General features: G+C 45.5%; 19 protein-coding genes. 5 read left to right on the top strand and 14 right to left on the bottom strand.

The window, feature by feature from the left end; all coding sequences use genetic code 11:
• Positions 1-110: 110 nt before the first annotated feature.
• Positions 111-887 (bottom strand): DNA/RNA nuclease SfsA, encoded by a 777-nt coding sequence (locus tag KIH86_RS19980; RefSeq protein ID WP_223086133.1) that lies wholly within the window; start codon positions 885-887, stop codon positions 111-113.
• Positions 888-1110: 223 nt separating this feature from the next.
• On the opposite strand from KIH86_RS19980, the gene KIH86_RS19985 reads away from it, so the two are divergent.
• Complete coding sequence (locus tag KIH86_RS19985) at positions 1111-1824, top strand: glycosyltransferase (RefSeq protein ID WP_235775508.1); 714 nt, start codon at positions 1111-1113, stop codon at positions 1822-1824.
• 228 nt (positions 1825-2052) lie between these two features.
• Here KIH86_RS19985 and KIH86_RS19990 read toward each other — a convergent pair whose 3' ends face one another.
• Both KIH86_RS19990 and KIH86_RS19995 read right to left on the bottom strand, forming a co-directional pair.
• Positions 2053-2658, bottom strand: coding sequence for a pentapeptide repeat-containing protein (locus KIH86_RS19990; protein WP_223086131.1), 606 nt, complete (start codon positions 2656-2658; stop codon positions 2053-2055).
• A 21-nt stretch (positions 2659-2679) separates the two neighbouring features.
• Positions 2680-3000, bottom strand: a complete 321-nt coding sequence (locus KIH86_RS19995) for a hypothetical protein (protein WP_223086130.1) — start codon at positions 2998-3000, stop codon at positions 2680-2682.
• Between the two features lie 275 nt (positions 3001-3275).
• Between KIH86_RS19995 and KIH86_RS20000 the strand changes: the two genes are divergently transcribed.
• Complete coding sequence (locus tag KIH86_RS20000) at positions 3276-4061, top strand: nucleotidyltransferase domain-containing protein (protein WP_223086129.1); 786 nt, start codon at positions 3276-3278, stop codon at positions 4059-4061.
• A 5-nt stretch (positions 4062-4066) separates the two neighbouring features.
• Here the strand turns inward: KIH86_RS20000 and KIH86_RS20005 are convergent, their stop codons facing one another.
• Positions 4067-4924: an EFR1 family ferrodoxin gene (locus KIH86_RS20005; protein ID WP_223110633.1), complete on the bottom strand. Its 858-nt coding sequence runs from the start codon at positions 4922-4924 to the stop codon at positions 4067-4069.
• A 101-nt stretch (positions 4925-5025) separates the two neighbouring features.
• Here KIH86_RS20005 and KIH86_RS20010 point away from each other — a divergent pair, with 101 nt between their 5' ends.
• Positions 5026-5577, top strand: a complete 552-nt coding sequence (locus KIH86_RS20010; protein WP_223086127.1) for a TetR/AcrR family transcriptional regulator — start codon at positions 5026-5028, stop codon at positions 5575-5577.
• A gap of 110 nt (positions 5578-5687) precedes the next feature.
• Here KIH86_RS20010 and rhaD read toward each other — a convergent pair whose 3' ends face one another.
• From rhaD to KIH86_RS20030, 4 genes are all read right to left on the bottom strand, one after another.
• The gene (gene rhaD / locus KIH86_RS20015) at positions 5688-6533 is read right to left on the bottom strand and encodes a rhamnulose-1-phosphate aldolase (RefSeq protein WP_223086126.1); all 846 of its coding nucleotides are present in this window, start codon (positions 6531-6533) and stop codon (positions 5688-5690) included.
• 88 nt (positions 6534-6621) lie between these two features.
• Complete coding sequence (gene rhaA / locus KIH86_RS20020) at positions 6622-7878, bottom strand: L-rhamnose isomerase (protein ID WP_223086125.1); 1257 nt, start codon at positions 7876-7878, stop codon at positions 6622-6624.
• A 21-nt stretch (positions 7879-7899) separates the two neighbouring features.
• Positions 7900-9381, bottom strand: a complete 1482-nt coding sequence (gene rhaB / locus KIH86_RS20025; RefSeq protein WP_223086124.1) for a rhamnulokinase — start codon at positions 9379-9381, stop codon at positions 7900-7902.
• A gap of 11 nt (positions 9382-9392) precedes the next feature.
• Positions 9393-10544, bottom strand: coding sequence for an iron-containing alcohol dehydrogenase (locus KIH86_RS20030; RefSeq protein WP_223086123.1), 1152 nt, complete (start codon positions 10542-10544; stop codon positions 9393-9395).
• 364 nt (positions 10545-10908) lie between these two features.
• Between KIH86_RS20030 and KIH86_RS20035 the strand changes: the two genes are divergently transcribed.
• Both KIH86_RS20035 and KIH86_RS29875 read left to right on the top strand, forming a co-directional pair.
• Positions 10909-11664, top strand: a complete 756-nt coding sequence (locus KIH86_RS20035) for a DeoR/GlpR family DNA-binding transcription regulator (RefSeq protein ID WP_223087610.1) — start codon at positions 10909-10911, stop codon at positions 11662-11664.
• Between the two features lie 8 nt (positions 11665-11672).
• Positions 11673-11804: a hypothetical protein gene (locus tag KIH86_RS29875; protein WP_268964210.1), complete on the top strand. Its 132-nt coding sequence runs from the start codon at positions 11673-11675 to the stop codon at positions 11802-11804.
• Positions 11805-11905: 101 nt separating this feature from the next.
• Here the strand turns inward: KIH86_RS29875 and KIH86_RS20040 are convergent, their stop codons facing one another.
• The 6 genes from KIH86_RS20040 to KIH86_RS20065 all read right to left on the bottom strand — a co-directional run bounded on the left by KIH86_RS20040 (position 11906) and on the right by KIH86_RS20065 (position 19844).
• Complete coding sequence (locus KIH86_RS20040; RefSeq protein WP_223086122.1) at positions 11906-12871, bottom strand: alpha/beta hydrolase; 966 nt, start codon at positions 12869-12871, stop codon at positions 11906-11908.
• A 32-nt stretch (positions 12872-12903) separates the two neighbouring features.
• A complete protein-coding gene (locus KIH86_RS20045; RefSeq protein ID WP_223086121.1) occupies positions 12904-16089 on the bottom strand; it encodes a beta-ketoacyl synthase N-terminal-like domain-containing protein in 3186 nt (1061 codons plus the stop codon).
• Between the two features lie 38 nt (positions 16090-16127).
• Positions 16128-16370 (bottom strand): acyl carrier protein, encoded by a 243-nt coding sequence (locus tag KIH86_RS20050; RefSeq protein ID WP_223086120.1) that lies wholly within the window; start codon positions 16368-16370, stop codon positions 16128-16130.
• A 3-nt stretch (positions 16371-16373) separates the two neighbouring features.
• Positions 16374-17162: a class I SAM-dependent methyltransferase gene (locus KIH86_RS20055; RefSeq protein WP_223086119.1), complete on the bottom strand. Its 789-nt coding sequence runs from the start codon at positions 17160-17162 to the stop codon at positions 16374-16376.
• 6 nt (positions 17163-17168) lie between these two features.
• On the bottom strand, positions 17169-18578 hold the full coding sequence (locus KIH86_RS20060; protein ID WP_223086118.1) for an AMP-binding protein: 1410 nt from the start codon (positions 18576-18578) through the stop codon (positions 17169-17171).
• A gap of 90 nt (positions 18579-18668) precedes the next feature.
• Positions 18669-19844: a phosphoribosylaminoimidazolecarboxamide formyltransferase gene (locus KIH86_RS20065; protein ID WP_223086117.1), complete on the bottom strand. Its 1176-nt coding sequence runs from the start codon at positions 19842-19844 to the stop codon at positions 18669-18671.
• Between the last annotated feature and the right edge of the window lie 87 nt (positions 19845-19931).

Below are 19931 nucleotides of genomic sequence, written 5' to 3' on the forward strand. Positions count from 1 at the left end.
ATAGACAATTTCAATAAAGTGAGCCAAGTAGGCAGGATTACGAAAACCCTCCTTTACAGTATTCGGATTGAAACAGATACTGTGAAGGAGGGTTTATTTATAAAGATTACTCATTGTCCCCATAACGCAGACCCACCCTCCAAGAAGTTTGCTGTCGTATTCGTGTATCCTTGCAGGACGACTCCCTCCGGGCTTATATTGAAATTCACCTGCCAAATCTCGATCCCTCTCCGAATGCAGCGCTGTACCTCCTCTTTGACATAAGCGGTGTTAGAAGCATTCAAAGGGATTTTGTAGCTGGGGCAGGAATAAATAAAGCAGGATAACAGAATGGCCCGTTGATGCGTCTCCAAGCTGTCAGCGAGCTCATTGATATGCTTCACAAAACGGTCGGTGGAATGAAAAGGGGTTACTTTCTTTCGTTTGACATGAGCCGGATAGTCTACCATCAGATTCTGCAAAGGCGTCTTCACTTCCAGATACGTATCCCCGACCAAAAAATCAAGCTTTGAATGACCAAGCCATTTCTCCCTTTGCACTTCGTCATAATCGTCAACCATGTCAGGAAACTGATGACTTCGCAGATAATGCTCGACATACCGGTTTGCCGCATTTTGATTGATCCCGATCCATGATTTCTTCGGTTCAGCGGGAGCATCGAGCGATATGGCTTCAACCGTATAGCTTGTTTTTCTGCTGGGATCATCACTCCGGGATAACAGACAAGGAATGCCCGCCACGTCCAGCTCCCCAATTCGTCCGGTGGTTGGACAATGGCATTTCATAATCTCCCCCTCTATTTCCACGTCCATTGTGAATTGGCTGTTACGTTTCATAATTTCCCCTTCGGCAAGAGAAGGAGTAAACTGGATGCCTGTTGTTAACATATAGGTCCCTCCGTGTTGAGGACTGTAGATTCCGATATTCCTTTCCCATCATAAAACAACGCTGCTGACAGCGTTATGTCAGTAGCGTTCAGAAGCTGTCCATGAATAAATCGGCTGGCATGCTGAAACCTATTTGTTTTATTCCTTGCAGAGCGGCTTAGCCCGGACGGGCGGCGGCAATGCGCTCATATGCTGAATGAATGGCAGGAGAGGAGCGAGTGCTTTGGGAAAAACAGCGAATACCGCTGGGGTTTCGATCATCGTGTGTACAAACCGTCCCCGATTCTTCGCAAATATGATCTCCAATTACCGGACCCAGCAGATAAATAGCAAAGAGCTGATTATCATTCTGAACAAAGACAGTATGAATCTGGAGCGCTATCGGAAGAAGGTACGGGCCTATCGGGATATCTCAATCTATAAAGTGCCGGAGAAAATCTCGCTCGGCCAATGCCTGAACTGCGGTATTGCCAAAGCGCGGTATCCGCTGATTGCCAAATTCGACGATGATGACTATTACTCACCTTACTACTTGAAGGAGCAGGTCAAAGAGCTGAAGCGGACCAAAAGCGATATTATCGGCAAGCACGGCTGCCTGGTGTACCTGGAATCGACCCGTCAGCTCATTATTCGGTCACCCAAGGAACAGCGTAAGCCGGTCATTTTTATACAGGGAGGAACGGTGTTATTTCGGAGACCGGTTGCGAAGCAAGTGCTATTTTCGGACCGTTCCATAGGGGAGGATGTCGACTTTCTGCAAAGATGCAAGAAGAAGGGTTACCGCGCGTACGCTACCTCAGTGTATAACTATGTCTATATGCGCAGAAAAAATAAAGGCAGCCATACCTGGAAGGTCAAAGACAGCTTCTACCTAAAAGGCAGCATCCCGGTGGCTGTCACCGATAACTACCGCCGCATTGCCGACCGTAAGCCTTAGCTGCACATATTGAGTAAGGGGGCTTCAACCAAAGGTGCCGATCCTACATGGAGGGTGTTCCAGAAGTCATCGTGAATGACGGAGGAACCACTCTCTTTTTGCTGCGCAGCTTCGTGTACTCAGCTCATCCAGCATATGGCGCCCCTGTTTGATCTTCTATAATACGAACGACGTCGTTCAACGTACGTGCATAATACGCGCTGGCTCTTCCATATCACGTGAAACCTATTAATCAACAAGTGCACCAAATGACCTTAGGAACACAACCGCTTGAGCACTGTCCATCTTGACTCCCTTCAAATCAAGGCTCTTTAGATCTACTCCGTTTAATGTTGCCCCTCTTAAATCGGCGCCTTTTAAATTGACCCTGCTCATCAGAGCCCGTGTTGAATCGGCATTTCTTAAATCCGCTTTTTCAAGCGTGCAGTCCGTAAAGTCTGTCTCCTTAAAACGAACTCCGCTCAAATTTTGTTTGTTCAAACGCGCGTGGCGGAGGTTCGTATAGGCCCAATCCCCTTTATCAATCGTGATTCCGTCCATTTGGGCCCCTGAGAAATCCGACCCCGCCATTTTGCAGACGATAAATTTGGATACAAACAGGTTAGCCCCGACAAAGGAACAGTTCTCAAAAGCACATTCGGTGTGAATCGAACTATTTAAAGCCGTTCCCCGAAATTGGCACTCGATAAACCGGCAGTTACTCGTCGATATCTCATCCATCGCTGCATTGTCAAAGCTGCATCGTTCAAAGGTGCATTGGATCAATTCCCCGTAACGCAAATCTTTTCCGTCGAACCGGATTTCTGTATAGGAACGTCCTTTATACTCAAACAAATTTAAAGCCCTCCACAAAGTCTATTTTTTTCTTCTTTTGGATGGAGCCTTTCGTGCTGACTCATTTTTCTTCTTCTCTGCTTCTTCCTGAGCCCTTTGCTGTTCCAGCCGTTGCCGTTCTTCACGTTCTTGTTTCACCTGTTCGATATCCGTCAATACTCTCTGCTGGCTAAATGGATCATTCATGCTTAGGTATCGTTCAAAAGCATCGGGATAAACAAACGTCTTATTCTCGGAAGAACTTGTAAAGAGGACTTCGATCCGACCTTCCTCTTGCTTCACAATTCGCCCCGTACCATAAACGATATGGGTCACTTCTTGACCGGTTAGCTGCATATACATAATCTGATCTTCTCCCCCACGGTGTTGTTTATCTGAGTTCCGACCCCGCCCAATTTAATGTGTTCAATAGTAATTGTAACACATCCCTGTCAAGTCCACATTTTTCCACAGCCTATTCAAACAGCGCGATTTCTTCCGTTTATTCAGTGGAGGGATTTTTTGGTATCCAGCGTGAGCCGACTGTGTTATGATACTTCTAGTATGATTAATAAAAATATTACATAGTAAATGTATATGTTAATTATACACCATTTTCGTTATAGGAGGCTTACATAATGTACCAACACCATCAAAAAGCTATTAAAGCTATTGCCGACAAGCTGGCGGCTAGGGAAGAAGTGCTCGGAGTCATCATTGGAGGGTCGATTGCGCATGGATATGCCAGTGAAACCTCGGATGTCGATATTATGATTGTGCTCTCCGACGAAGCTTATCAGCAGGCGTTAAAGACAGGTGATCTCGGTTTTTTTGAAACAGAGTCTACTCCATACGAGGGCGGTTATGTGGACGGCAAATGCGTGTCGGTGGACTATATCCGCAAGGTTGCAGAGTCTGGAAGCGAGCCCGCAAAGTTTGCGTTCAAGGATGCTTTTGCCGCTTATTCCAAGATTGATGGTCTGGAAGAGCTGATCCGGGATGCATCCAGCTATCCTCTGGATAAGAAAGAGGAGAACATTCAGAAATTCTACGCCCAGTTCGAAACATGGAAGTGGTACTACTACGAAGGATTAAAAAGAAACAATCAGCTGCTGATGGACTATTCCCGTACCCATTACATCATGTTCGCCGGAAGGCTGATCCTGGCTCATAATGAAATCTTGTTCCCCTCCTATAAATGGATGCTCAAAGAGTTGGAGAAAGCAGAGGCGAGGCCGGACCATTTCATGCAGCTGCTGAATGATGTCATTGAGCTGAAGTCTGCCGAGTCGATTGAACTTTTGTACAACAGCATTGTTGGATTTCATAACTGGTATACCTCGGAAGAGCATTGGACGGTCCGGTTCATGATTGACAGCCAGCTAAACTGGTTGGAGGGTATGGTGCCTGTGTTGGATCTGTGAGGAGTCTATTTGTGGTTAAAGTAGTATCTTGGCTTGCTTTGCGTCTTTTTTTTGTATTCAATTGCTTCTGTGGGGCATCTTTGTAGACAAGCCATGCAATGGGTACAGAGATCTCCCCATACGGGCTTACCGTCAGTTAAGATCATATTGTTCAGTGGGCATAGCTCTACACATTTTCCGCAACTAACACATTTTGTTTCATTAATATGAAATCCTTTGGCATTTACCCAAAACCTATAAAACATGCTGTTTATTAAACCGCTTTTCAATTGACTTACAACACCGTTTTCTACTATAGAAGAAAAATGATTTCCACTATGGATATCCGCTACAATCCGATTGATTACAGGTTCTGCTTTTTTATTTATTTCTGTTGCCGCTGCCTTATCAATACCCGGAAACAGAACAAGGTAATTATCCGGCATCATGACTTGTGCATATCCTTGTAAATCCCAGCCTTTGTATTGGCAAAGTTTTTTCACATGATTACTTGCACTTGCAGTTTCTCCTCCGTAAGTCAAAACAAAATAGGCCTTGCGACTTCCCTTAAAATTGGTCTTTCTTATGTAATCCTCCACTACTCGTGGCAGCCTCCATGCATAGGTGGGACAAACAAACACAAATGGTTTCGTTTCTGAAATAAGGTCGTCTTGTTTATTCTGTTTTATTAATAGATTTAATGAAATGATTTCATCTTGTGTTTCCTTGGCAATTCGCTCGGCGACATATCGACTGTTACCTGTGGCAGAAAAATATAAAATCATCAAATACGCTCCTTTCAAAATAGGCATTCCTGATCCCATCGCATTCTTGACAAGTTGGAACGGCAAAATTAAAATAACATCACGGTGTCGTTTTTGCAACCTGCAGATGTTTTTGATTTGTTGGGTTAGCAACAAATGACTGCTTATATGTCTGTTTTACATACAATCATGCAAATTAGATGCGGATTAGGAGGCTGCTTTTGAAGGAAATCAAACAAAGCAGGAAAACTCAATATACACAAATGGTATTGCGAGACGCGCTTATGGAATTAATGGAGCAGAAGACCATTTCTCAAATAACCGTTAAGGAGCTTTGCGTAAAAGCAGATATAAACAGGACAACTTTTTATGCGCATTATACGGACCCAAACGACCTTCTTCATAAAATTGAAGCTGAAGTTCTATTATCGGTAAGCAAAGCTGTTAGTAGTCTTCACGGTTCAATAGACAAGAGCAATATCATACAGATTATCCAAGAGCTTTTAGAATACATTGCGGACAATAACAAGCATATTCAGATTTTGCTTAGTGAACGAGGGGACGTTTATTTCCCCAAAGAGCTTTTTATGATGCTATATGAAAAATGCGAATTAATGGCTTTGGCACCACATTCATCGACCAAGGAGTATTATTTTATATTTGTGATCAATGGAAGTGTTGGACTGGTACAGCACTGGCTGAAATCCGGATTGACCAAATCGGCAAATGAAATGGCCGAAATAATCTTTAGTATGGCAGCACAAATTAAGTAAGATAAGCGATTTCAAACCACTTTGAAGCACCTAAAATAAAAAGAATCTACAGTCCCTGCACAGAGAGAACTGTAGATTCGATACAATAACTGTTGAATGAGTCTAAAAGATTACAATTCCAGGATGCCCGGTTTTGGCGTTACACCGAAGGCTTTGGCCAAATCGTCCAGCTGTTGATCCGTGATGACTTGCTTGACTTCTCTTGCACCGATCAGGTTGTATACGGCCGCTGCCTTTTCAACAGTTTCAATCAACCCGAAGGTGCTGTCCATGGTGGAGCCTGTACCAAAGATACCATGATGCGGCCAGATCACTACACGGTGATCCTTCATTTTCTTGGCGGTCTCCCGTCCGATTTCGTTGCTGCCCGGTACAATCCAGGGAAGGATGCTGACCCCGTCCGGGAACACCACAAGGCATTCCGTGCACATCTGCCACAGCGTCTTCGTGAACTTCAACTCATCCAGGTCATGCGTGAAGGTCATGGCTATGACATTCGTGGCATGAGTGTGCATTACGATCCGATGAGTCGGATCTACAGCCAGACGCTCAATGTGACTCATGAAATGTGAAGCAAGTTCACTGGTCGGTCTAGCACCCTCGCGAAGCCCCCATAGAATCTCAACCTGCTCACCGCTCGCTGTCACGCGAACCACGCCCAGATTGGCTTCGGGGTCCTTGATTACGTTTCGAAAATATTTGCCGGAGCCGGTCACGATAAAGTATCTGCCCGCCAGTTCCTTCACCGGGAACGCCAAATCCAGCGTACGCAGAGACTGTCTGATATCGATGTACCTGGCCACCTCATCCTCGTCCAGCAGATAGCTGATGTTGCCCCCGTTCAGTTCATCCCAGCCCAGCGTCCACATATGATGGGTGATTTCTGCCATTTCTTGGATAAAAGGCGCTTCCGTACCTGCAATATAACCCGTTGTCTCAATCACGGACATGCTCATGATATGAATTCTCTCCTTAATAGTCTGATTCTGATCTTTTATGAAATGATAGCTCAATCAACGTTATGCGATTCTCGGACGGGGAGCCTTAGCGCTTCTGCAGCACTTCCTGCTCATGTCTCTTAACTTCAGCCAGCCATTGCTCACGTACCGGAACGCCCTGCGACGCGCAATAGTAATCCCACACCGCGCCGAACGGATACGACTTGAATTCCTCCACGAGTGCCAGACGGGACGTAAAGTCACCTGCCAGCTCAATCTTCCGCAGTTCCTCTACCGGTTCCAGCATGGCCCGCAGCAGTGCTTTGATAGTGTTCCGTGTTCCGATGACCCAGGCAGCCAAATGATTGATGCTTCCATCAAAGAAATCCAGCCCCAGACTTGTCTTAGGCAGAAGGTCGCCACGCACCAATTCTCTTGCAATCTCCAGCAGCTCATCGTCCATTGTCACGACGTGGTCGCTGTCCCAGCGTACCGGACGGCTCACATGCAGGAGCAGGTGATCGCTGAACAGCAGGATTGACGACAGCTTGTTGCTGATGACTTCAGTCGGATGAAAATGCCCCGCATCCAGTGTGATGGCCTTGCCGCGTGAGATGCCATACCCCATGTAGAACTCGTGAGAACCAACGACATAGCTCTCCGAGCCGATGCCGAACAGCTTGCTCTCTACGCCGTCAACATTGTATTTGGGATCAATTGGTTCACTGAAAATCTCATCCAATGATGCCGCAAGCCGCTGTCTGGGCGCCAATCGATCCACTGGGGTGTCTTTATAACCATCCGGTACCCAGAAATTCGTAAAGCAGGTCTGTCCCAGTTCCCGTCCAAAATGCTCGGCGATCTTCCGTGAGGCCTTCCCGTGACGAATCCAGAATTCACGAATTTCGTCATTGGCATGACTCAGCGTGAACCCATCAGCCGCTTTGGGATGAGAAAAATAGGTTGGATTAAAATCAAGGCCCAGACCCTGTTCCTTCGCCCAATCCACCCATGTCTGGAAGTGGCGCGGCTCAAGCTCATCCAGATCGACCTGTTCATCGGTGTCGGCATAAATCGCATGCAGGTTGACTTTGTGCTTGCCGGGAATGAGCGACAGCGCCTTTTCCAGGTCCTCGCGCAGCTCCTGCGGCGTACGGGCACGGCCCGGGTAACTCCCCGTCACCGCGATCCCTCCGCTAAGCTCCTTGTCCTTGAACAGGAAGCCCTGCACATCATCGCCTTGCCAGCAATGCAGCGAGACTTTGATCTCCGACAGTTTCTCCAGTACGTCATCCACATTAATTCCGTGTGCTGCATACAGTTTTTTCGCTTCGTTATAGTTCTGAATTACGCTTTGGTCCATGCTGTTCTCCCCTCTATACCTTTAATTCGTTCTGGCACCCGGTGCTGTATGAACTTCATTAATTTTGTTCCATCTATTAAGAATGTGGTCCAGGTCCGGTATGGACTCCGGCTTATAGTGCTTGATATCGAAAGAGTCCCTGATCACTTCTCTGGCAGCGGTGATGCCCTGTAGTTCTCTACTGGAAATCATCTGAACAATCAGATTACCAAGTGCAGTCGATTCAGTCGGTCCGGCTAATACTTCCCGATTCAATACATTCGCGGTAAGTCTGCATAGTAGAGCATTATTCGCCCCGCCACCTACGATCTGCAGGATTTCAATCGATCTGCCAGTCAACTCTTCCAGTTCTTCGGTATAGGTACGATAGGAAAGAGCCAAGCTGTCGAAAATGCAGCGGGCTATCTGCCCCATGCTCTCTGGAACAGGTTCTCCATGCTCCGCTGCCGCTCTGCGAATTTCCTCAATCATGCTCTCGGGATTAAGGAAGCGGTCGTCGTTGCAGGGAATCAAGCTTCGGAACGGCTCTGCCTCTGAGGCCAGATCGGCCAGTTCAGCGAAGCTGTATTTGTTCCCGCCCAGACGGCGCACCTCCTGGATCAGCCACAGTCCCATAATATTTTTGAGAAAACGGAATGTGCCGTAGGCTCCCCATTCGTTCGTATAGTTCGCCGCCATCGCCTTGGACGTGTTCAGCGGCTCCGTCAGCTCGACCCCGAGCAGCGACCAGGTGCCGCTGCTGAGATACGCGGTGCTGCAGCCGGGAGCAGCCGGTACGCCGAGCACCGCGGATGCCGTATCATGCGTTGCGGCCACAATAACCTGGCACTCGGGCAGATCGTGAAGCTGCACTAATTCCTCGCTGACAGGACCAAGCATCGCTCCCGGCTCCGTCAGTCCAGGGAATTGCTCTTTGCGAATTCCCAGTATGTCCAGCAGCTCCTTGTCGAAATCCCGGGTATCAAGATTGAGCAGCTGCATCGTCGAGGCATTCGTCATTTCATTCACTTTCTTCCCGGTTAGACGGTAGTACAGATAGTCCGGCACCATAAGGATGCTCTCCGCGCGGGAGAGCTCCTCACGGTTATGGACAAACAGCTGATACAGCGTATTGAAGCTCAACTGCTGAATACCGGTCTTGCCGTAGACCGTTTCGGGTGGAATGATCTCTGCCAGCTGCTCCATCGCAAAATCCGTCCGGCGGTCGCGGTAAGCGTAGACCTCCTGAATCCGCTCTCCCGCTTCATCCAGCAGAACATAATCCACCGCCCATGTATCAATGCCAAGCGTGCAACAATCAATCCCCTGCGACTTGGCTTTCTTAAGCCCGGCGATAATTTCACTGAACAGATACTCGATATCCCAGAAGCAGGAGCCGTCACGCTCGGTAAATCCGTTTCCGAACCGATGAATTTCACTCAAGCTAAGTTTTCCATCCTTCAACGTTCCCAGCACCAGTCTTCCACTGGAAGCGCCGATGTCTACGGCGATATGATAGATCATTGAAAAAACTCCTAAACGATTTTTTTAAACATCGCAATGACTTCTTCTTTCGTCGGAATAAACGGATTTCCTGGCGCACAAGCGTCCTTCATGGAATTCTCCACAAGCAAATCCAGATCAGGATCATTCACACCGAGTTCGGACAGTTTTGTTGGAATACCGACTTCGACAGCCAAATCCTTAATCCGCTTAATGACGTAATCTGCGCATTCCTTGTCAGTCTTGCCTTGTACATCATAACCGATGACCTTGGCAATTCTCCGGAATTTCTCCGGAACGACTTTGGCATTCTCTTCTTCAACGATTGGCAGCAGCATGGCGTTGCAGACGCCGTGAGGCAGGTCGTATACACCGCCCAACTGGTGAGCCATGGCATGAACATAACCGAGACCTGCGTTATTGAAGGCAAGTCCGCCCAGGAAGATCGCGTAGACCATTTGCTCTCTCGCCTCAATGTCGTGGCCGTTCGTTACTGTACGGGCCAGATTATTAAAGATCAGCTCAACGGCAGCCAGCGCCGTAGCATCCGTAACCGGATAAGAACCGGGGGTGACCAATGCTTCAATCGCATGTGTCAGGGCGTCCATGCCGGTTGCGGCAGTCAGCGCCGCCGGCTTGTCAACCATCAGCTCCGGATCGTTGACAGAGATGGAGGCCAGGCTGTTCTTGTCGACCATGACCATTTTGACTTTACGCTCTTCGTCTGTAATTACATAGTTAATTGTAACTTCGGCTGATGTGCCTGCGGTAGTATTAACAGTGATAATCGGAAGCGCTTTATTGCTGGATTTGTGTACGCCCTCATATTGCGAAATATGACCGCCGTTGGTTGCAATAATACCGATAGCCTTTGCCGTATCCTGCGGCGAGCCTCCGCCGATGGAAATCAGGCTATCGCAGCCATTTGCTTGCAGGAAGTCATAGCCGTCATGCACATTTTTACAAGTCGGATTCGGCTTCACTTCATCATACAGCGCATAATCCAGACCTATCTCATCAAGAACAGCAGTCACTTTGCCTGCAATTCCGCTCTTCACCAGGAACTTATCGGTTACGACAAGCGCCTTCGTAAGTCCCAGCTCTTGAATATATGACCCGATTTCCTTCAGACAGCCCTTCCCCATAATGTTAACCGGCGGAACATAATACACATGAGCACTCATTAATCAATCAGCCTCCATAATAATAAGGTTGATACTCGCCTTCCCGCCCATTTTCTATTTGATATCCGCAGCTATTAACCAGACTGGCTTGATCATTCCGCCGACAACCCGTCTGATTTTAACGGTAATTAGGAACATGGATTGCGGTAACAACCTTATCCTAGTCTCATATTTCTGTATTGTCAACATAATAAACAATTTTAATGTTGATTTTGTTTTGTTTTATGGAATTTTTATAGAATTTCCAGATGGATTCTTCCATATATTTTCTGTGAGTGTTGCAAACACAGATTTATTGGACCATAATGATTGGAGAATGAACTACTGGGCTATTCATTGGAGATCCCGGAGAAATGGGTGGAATATGCTAGCTGCTGAAAGACGAAAAAAAATAATTGAATTGGCACATCAGGAAAAAAAAGTACTCGTCTCTGTTCTGAGCCGTATGTTCGACGTGACTGAGGAAACCATCCGCCGCGATCTTGAAAAACTTGAGAATGAAGGAATCGTCAGTCGTACATATGGCGGAGCTATGCTCAACCGTCACACGAATGAAGATCTTCCGTTTACAACTCGCAATGAACTGAACACAGATATTAAGCGAATTATCGCATTAAAGGCACTCGATTTGATAAATGACGGAGATACGCTCATGCTTGACCCCAGTTCGACCTCATTCGAATTTATGAAGCTGCTAACCAATAAAAACAACCTTACGGTTATTACGAACTCAATTAATATTTTGCATGATTTCTCCGCTTCCGATGTCAATATTGTATCAACCGGCGGAAGCCTAAGACCTCGCTCATTATCGCTGGTTGGCCCCGTAGCCCAGGATACCTTGCAAAGATATAATGTGGACAAGGCCATAATCAGCTGTAAGGGCATTGACCTGGAAAAGGGAATTACGGAATCCAACGAGCCCGAATGTGAATTGAAGAAGTATATGCTTCGTCAAAGCAATAAAATCATTCTGCTGGCCGACCATACCAAATTTGATAAGACCGCCTTTACAGTGCTCTCTAAGCTTGAACAAATCGACTACCTCATTACGGATCAGCTGCCTTCGAAGCAATGGCTCCGCAGGTTACAGGAGCTTAATATAGAGCTGATTTGTTAAAGCATTCTTTGAAATTCCGAAGTGTCCGCGTTCTCTTTGGCTGGCCCTGCCTTGTAATAGTGGAGCATGATTTTAATAAGGGGGGATTTCTGCTTGACCGGGAAGAGGATGAGAAGCTCGATGAGGATGTGGAGGACTAAATATTCATCGTTACCATAATTGAACGCCCGCAAGCCAAACGGCCTTGTCCCATGGAACTCAGAATCAAGGCCGCTTGTTTGGCGTTCTGCCATCTCAACAATTATCGATCTTTGGCTGATACTTCAACTTTGCGGAGATTCAAGGCACGCGCCAGGGCATTTATATATTCATTTCTCGCTTGTCGGCTGATCTCTGTATCGTGAAAAACTTTCTCAAAACCATGGAAGCATCCCGGGTACAGATGAAACTCTACCGGAATATCTGCCTGAGCCAAACGGTTAACATACTCTATGGTTTCGTCCCTAAAAAGATCCAATTCGCCAACACAAATATACGCAGGCGGCAGTCCGCTTAAATCCTTGGAACGTGTAGGCGCGGCATATGGAGGAACCTTATCGGAACTCATGTCGCCAAGATACATGCTCCAAGCAAGCTGATTCTGTTCCCGGTTCCATAATTTCGGGAAGCTATCCTTATTAATCTCATAGCTTGATGGTGTTATATTACGTTCATCAATCATAGGACATAATGGCATCTGAAACGCAATCTTCGGTCCCTCTTTGTCACGAGCCAGAAGAGTAAGGGCCGCAGTCAATCCGCCGCCGGCACTTGTGCCGGCGATCGCGATTCTAGATGTATCTATATATAATTCTTCTGCCTGGGTTACCATCCACTCCAACCCCGCATAACAATCCTCAAGAGCCGCCGGATATGGGTATTGTGGGGCAAGCCGGTAATCAATTGAGACTACAACACAGTTAGCCACAAGTACAAACTGCTCACACAAACCATCATCTATTTCATAATTCCCCAGTACATAGCCTCCGCCATGTATCCAGAGCAACGCCGGTAACACATCATTAGTTCTGTTCACAGGCTCATAAATCTTAACCTTCAGTTCTGACTCCGGACCTGGAATACTGCGCTTCGTAGTCTTCACAAGAGGCGACTTATCTACGTGTGGAATCTTAACACCCTTCGGAATTTGCGGATTACGCAAATCAAAGACAGGAAGCCCCTCCATGATCTCTCTTAATTCCGGAAGCACATCATTTACACTTTTCATATTAATCTCCATTCCGCCGCTGCCGCTATTTTTTACCTTACAGTAGGAATAACATTAAATTGGTGTAATGCCTGTTCTGCCTTTTCTATATCAATAGTCCCCTGATAAACCTGTTCTAGCACCTCATCCAAAAATCCCTTTGAAACCGGATTCGAAAGCGTATTGTGACCTTCTTTTCCGGATTCGTTAATCTCATCCGCTAGAAAACAAGTAAATTCGCGAATAGTTGGATAATCATATACCATGGTTGCCGTAACAGAAGTCCCATACTGTTTATTAATGATTCTTATCCATTCTACCGCTATAATCGAATCTAACCCGATTTCAATAAATTTTTTGTCCGGATCTATATCGCTCTGTTTTACATATATTACTTCTGCAAGACTTATTGCCAACTCCTGTTGCAAAGCTTCAAATGAGATTCCCTTCTGTTCGGTATTGGTGGTTTTGAATTCATAGTCCGACTCGCTTTGCGAGAATACAAGGTTTGATGGTGACAATGTAATCAGCTGCCTGGTTTGCAATACCGGTTCAGCGGCTGTTTCTATTTCCTGCCCGTTTAATTCCTGTTCCAAAAAACTTACGAATTCACGAATGGTCGGGTAATCATACACCAATGTCGCCGTAATTGAAGTTCCATATTGTTTGTTGACAGCTCTTATCCATTCTACTGCTATAATTGAGTCCAGACCTATTTCAATAAACTTTTTGTCTATATCTATATCGCTCGGTTCTACATATAATACTTCTGCAAGAGTCATTGCCAATTCTTGTTGCAAAGCTTCCAAAGAGATACCCTTCTGTTCGGCATTGGTGGATTTCACATTGGTGGATTTCAATTCATTCTCAGCGCTTTGCAGCGGCAATTCCATGCTGACCGGTGATAACGTAATCGGCCGTCTGGTTTGCAGTATCGGTTCAGCAGCCGGATTGTCCCTATCCGATATGGGCTGAGACAAAGCAGCATGATGAGCTGGAGCAGCATCCAGACTCACCGCTGCCTGGCTGGTTCTATGTTTAGTCTCGGGTATCCAGTAGCGTTCCCTGGCAAAAGGATATGTGGGAAGACTAATACGTCGAACTCCGCTTCGACCATAGAGCATTTCCCAATCGATATTAAATCCTTTGACCCATAATTCAGCTATTTTTTCATTTTTCCCCCTGGCAACCCATTTGTGGACCAGCTCCTGTAAATCCTCATCTTCTGCCATGAAATTTACAATTTCTGTTCCCTGCTTGATATTCCCTTTCCAGCAGTTGGACACCATTTTTGCTCCTTGCAGGTAGGCTTCCATCTGTGCAACCAGCTCCCGGGTATCTCCGGCCAGGAATATCACGCGTTCATCCATCGCTTCACGCCCTACCCGAAGAGTGTAAGCCAGATTACGCAATTTACGCTTCTCATCCAGGAAACTGCTTGGTGCTTCATCTACAGACTCGATACCATGCTTCCGAAGGCAATCCGCAACAGAGGCTATGGAATTCAGCTTTAGCGCTTCCTGCTCCTCAATCTCCACTCCATACATTTCCTGAAGCTTCGCCACCAATTCATTCTGGTTAACCGGCTCGACTCCGAAGTCTCTGAACTCTTTTTCAATCTCCACATCCTCTCCGTTGACTTGGAGGATCGTAGAGAGCACGCTCCTGATCTTCAGTTCAAGGGTTTCTTTTTGCTGTGGAGCTTCGGAAGGAGTTTCTCCATTTAACAAGTCTTCTTTCTCCAAAACATATCCCTTGATATATTCTAATAATATGCGTACATATTCAGTGAGACGTTCAGAGTTTTTGGCAGACAACGGAATTAGCAATTTGCCATCAGCGCCATCAATCTCAACTTGACGGGGTTCCAGTATAGGATTTGGAATATATTCCTCCAAAATGATATGCGCATTACTTCCTCCGAAACCGAAGGAACTAACACCTGCCCGTCTGGGAGATGAGGAATTTTTATTGTTTTTAATCTCCCATGATTTTGTTTTGTTAACAATATAAAATGGACTCTCGCTCAATTTAATTACAGAATTAAGCTGCTCGAACTGAACACATGCAGGCAATGTCCTATTTTTCATAGAAGCAATAACTTTTATTACTCCCGCAATACCTGCTGCAGACTCCAGATGCCCGATATTGGTTTTTACCGATCCCAAACCGCAGGTAGATTTTCTTATCTTCTTGTGAGAGTCATTATACAATTGATTAAATGCCATCTTCAGACCATGAACTTCAATAGGATCGCCCAGTGGTGTACCCGGACCATGAGTTTCTATGTAACTCACTGTCTCGGGACTTATCCCGGATTTTTTGTATACTTCTGTAATTAGTTCTGCGTGTGCTTTAGGATTGGTAATGGTTAATGAGTTGGTTCTGCCTCCATGGTTCGTGCCTACTCCTTTAATAACGGCATAAATATGGTCCTGGTCCTCCACTGCCTTTTCATATGGCTTGAGCATAATAATTGCACCGCCCTCAGCGCGGACATAGCCGTCAGCTTGTTCATCAAATGCTCTGCACCTTCCTTCTTTGGAGAGCATCCCTCCCTGGCTGAGCGCAATAAAGCGCCTCGGGGACCAGCAAATATTCACTCCTCCGGCCATTGCATAATCACATTCGTTGTTTTCAAGCGAACGAACTGCCTGATGAATCGAGACCAATGAACTGGCACAGGCTGTATCAAGTGTGAGACTGGGCCCCGTGAAATCAAACCAGTATGAAATGCGGTTGGAAATGATAGCGTTAGATGTTCCAGTGGGTATATATGCATCAACCTCTTGAGCATATTTTTCAATAAGCTCGGTATAATCCGTGTTACAAACGCCCATGAAGACGCCTGTCTTTGAGCCCTTTAGCGAATCGGCTTTGTAGCCTGCGTCTTCTATAGCCTTCCATGCAAGTTCAAGGGCCATTCTCTGCTGCGGGTCCATAAACATGGCTTCCCGGGGAGAAATATTAAAAAAAGACGCGTCAAAACAATCAGCGTCATCAATAAACCCTCCCCAAACACTACTGGTTTTATTGGATTCACTCCTTGGGTCGCCGAAATACTTCCCCTTTTCCCATCGATTCGAGGGTATTTCTGTTATAAGGCATCTTTCAGATACAAGATGTTCCCAAAATTCATCCAAACTATCGGACTTGGGAAAACGCAGGCTCACCCCGATAATCGCAACTCCATTCTTGTCCGGTGTTTTGCGAAGTGTATTCTTACTTTCTGTTCCCATAGTACCCCCTCTCCGGATTGTATCAATCCAAGTGGCTATTAGCCCTGTTTTTTTTCAACAAAGTCAACAATATTGGACAACGAAGCAAATACATTCATGAACAGGTCTTCATCGGTCATCTCAATATTTAGTTCGTCTTGTAAAAATTTGATAATACCCATGTATCCTTTTGATTCGATGATTCCCGCCTTAAACAGATCAGTATCCTCTGTTATCTCCTCCCCGAAATTGACCAAAAACCTTTCCTCAAGAAATGTTTTAACTTTCTGTGCATTATCCATTGTTCAGCTCCCTATTATATTTTTCTTATCCTTGTGCCCAATAATCGTACACACCTTTCTTTTCCATAAAAGACGCCCGTCTTCTTCCACAAAACAGGATGCGATCTCCGGGTCCTTAAGGCCTTTTTCAAGCAGTTCCTTAATTTTGTTGCAGCTCAGATCACTTTGCACTACATGTCCCACGTAATCATAAAAATCCAGTTTCGATTCTGATTCAAAAACGCTTGCAAGCTTTATGCTGTTTTCTTTATATAGATTGAAAAACTCACGTTTCGAGTAGGTTTTATAATGACTGGCGTCAATGAGCAATTCCATTTGTTCAAAGAAGCTGTCCAATTTATCATTATCATATGCCATAATATCCTGTATACAGATGCGTCCCCCATCTTGGCAATAATTTACCATGCCGGAAAACACTTTTTGATAATTTTTCATATGATGGAAAGCTGATTTTGAAACAACAATTGAAAATAAATGATCCTCAAGTTCAATGCTTTCTACATCCTGACAATAAAAGCTTATATTTTCAACGCTTCTTTTCTTTGCATTTTTGCGGGCTATACTGATCATTCCTTCTGATATATCAACCCCTGTTACACTCTCAACCATCCCAGCGGAAAACAGAGAAAATGCCCCTGTTCCACAGGCTACGTCCAGCATATGATCCTCTTTTGATAATCCGCAAAAGTCGGAAAGCCCTCTTATCATTCTTTCATCCTGTGTGACCGACCAGCTATCAAAATTCTGTGCGCCCTTATTGAACTGTTCTATAATAATGCGATTTTCACTCATTTTAGCTCACCCTATTTTATGGTCTGAAAAGATTTCCTTATACTGGACTTTTCCGCTTGAATTCTTCTTGATTTCTTCCACTTCGAATATATGAGCATTGTCATAATCAATCTTAAAAGTCTTGATGATGATTTCCCTGATTTTTTGTGTAAAGACAGGGTTTGTTACCGCGATCAGAAGTAAATCATCATATCCATCGATAGCGCAATCAAATCCCTTTTGCCACAGGTAATGTTCGATTTCATCAAGGCTTACCCGTTTCCCGAGAATCTTAATAAATCGACTATTTCTGCCGACAACATAGAAAAATCCATCTTCGTCAAAATAGGCAGTATCATGTGTATTCAAGCATCCCTGTTGTTCATCTCCCTTGGCAAGATCATGTCTGTCGTTCGCGTAACCGAGCATGACGTTCGGCCCTTCATAATAAAGTACACCTTCCACGTCTGGGGTTGTAATTTGTCTTCCCTTCTGATCATTCAAATAAAGCCTGCCTCCCGGAATCGCTACACCAATACTCTTGCTTTTCGCAAGATTATATTCGGGGGGCAGGTAACTGATTCGCGCAGTGGCCTCCGTCTGTCCGTACATGACAAAAAAACGAATGCCCTTATTTCTTGAGTATTCAGAATATTGCTTGACCTGTTCTGTTCCCAATCTTCCACCTGCCTGGGTAAAGTAACGAAGTGATGGAAGTTCCATATCAAAGAAGCGCAGTGTCCGTAACATCTCATAGGTATAAGGAACTCCTGAAATAGAGGTTGCATTATGTTTTTTGAAGAAGCCCCAAAAATCCTTCTTAATGACCGAGTATCCAACCAACAGAATCGTTGCCCCGACATACAAATGGCTAGTAATCACCGACAGGCCGTAGACATAATTCATGGGCAAGGTCGTAATAGGTCTCTCGGAATCAGTTAATTCCAAATACTCTGAAATAGACTTTGCATTTGCGTTGATATTGGCCCGTGTCAGCCGCACCCCTTTAGGAGAACCCGTTGAGCCAGAGGTAAGCATCACTAGGCTCAAATCCGGATGGATCGGTTGCTCCGTATGATAACCGGTTTCAACTAACTCATATGCAGTATGGCCGGAAGTGTACTGTTGTCCTTGATCCTCCGGCTGCCAGATATATTCCGGCTGATAGAGCTTGGTAATACTGTCCAGAAGCACACTGTCAATCGAGTTATCCACCAACATAACAGCATGTCCGCCAGCAATTCCCCCGAGATATCCGATCACAGCCTCCACCGTATTTTTACACTTTATGAGGATAAGCACCTTTTTCTCTTCTGGAATCCTGCTCTTAAATTCCTGAGTCCTATTGAATAATTCATGATAGGTATAGCTGTTCTCATTCTCATCAATAATGGCAATGTTGTCTTCATACCGATTCAAATCATTAAACAAGTCCATAGCAGCCTCCTTGTCTTCTTTGAGGCACAAGATCAAACACACCCTGATTCACAATAACTACCAGGGTGTGTTGGGCCTTGCCTGCAACAATTAATGATGAAACAATCGATAATCCGAGTAGGCCATGACAATGCCGTACTCATCACATGCTTGTATTACGATATCGTCCCTTATTGAACCGCCGGGCTGAACAATATACTGAACTCCACTCTGAGCTGCCCGGTCTATATTGTCTCTGAACGGGAAAAAGGCATCTGAGCCTAAGGACACACCGTTTAATCCCGACAACCATTCTTTTTTCTCATCAGCCGTTAGCTTTGAAGGGATTTCCTCCAGTATATGAACCCAGTACTCCATTTCCTTCTGCGTTACATCATCTCGCAGATATTGGTCAATCGTGTTGTCTCGCTCCGCTCTTGATATTCCACTCTTGAAACATAAAGCGGTGACTGCAGGGTGCTGCCTTAAATACCAGGTATCCGCCTTGGATGCCGCCAGTCTCGTGCAATGAATTCTTGACTGCTGCCCTGCTCCACAACCGATAATTTGCCCATCATACGCCAAGCAGACTGAGTTTGACTGCGTGTATTTCAATGTAACCATAGATATCATTAAATCCCTTTTGGCTGATTCAGGAAGCTCATGATGGCTTGTAATGATATTCGTCAACATGTCAAACTCCGGCAATACATTATTCCTCTTTTGTTCGAAGGTAACGCCATATACCTCCCTTTTCTCCAAATCGGCAGGCTCATATGAAGGATTCATTTGAAGAATAATGTACTTTCCATTTTTCTTTTTCTTCAGGATTTCCAATGCTTCATTGCTGTAAGAAGGCGCGATGACCCCATCTGAGACTTCCTTGCTGATCAATCTGGCCGTAACGGCGTCAACTGTATCGCTCAGAGCAATAAAATCCCCATAGGACGAAACCCGGTCAGCCCCTCTTGCCCTGGCATATGCGGAGGCAAGGGGGGAAAGCTCGGGTTCATCAACGAAGTAAGCCTTTTTCAAGCTATCGCTCAATGGAATGCCAACGGCTGCCCCGGCTGGGCTGACATGCTTGAACGAAGCCGCTGCAGGCAAGTGAAGGATTTGCCGCAGTTCCTTTACCAACTGCCATGAATTGAATGCATCAAGAAAATTGATATACCCCGGGGTTCCGTTTAATATGTTAAATGGCAGCTTGCCTTCTTCCATATACACCTTTGCAGGCTTCTGGTGAGGATTACATCCATATTTTAAATCAAATATTTGTTCCGACATTACATTATCTCATCCTTTATCTCGTATATAATGGTAGATTTAAGCTCAGCAGCAATACTGGCTCTTCTCAATAAAATGATACCTTAT

The organism is Paenibacillus sinensis (assembly GCF_019904155.1).
Lineage (GTDB): Bacteria > Bacillota > Bacilli > Paenibacillales > Paenibacillaceae > Paenibacillus_AQ > Paenibacillus_AQ sinensis.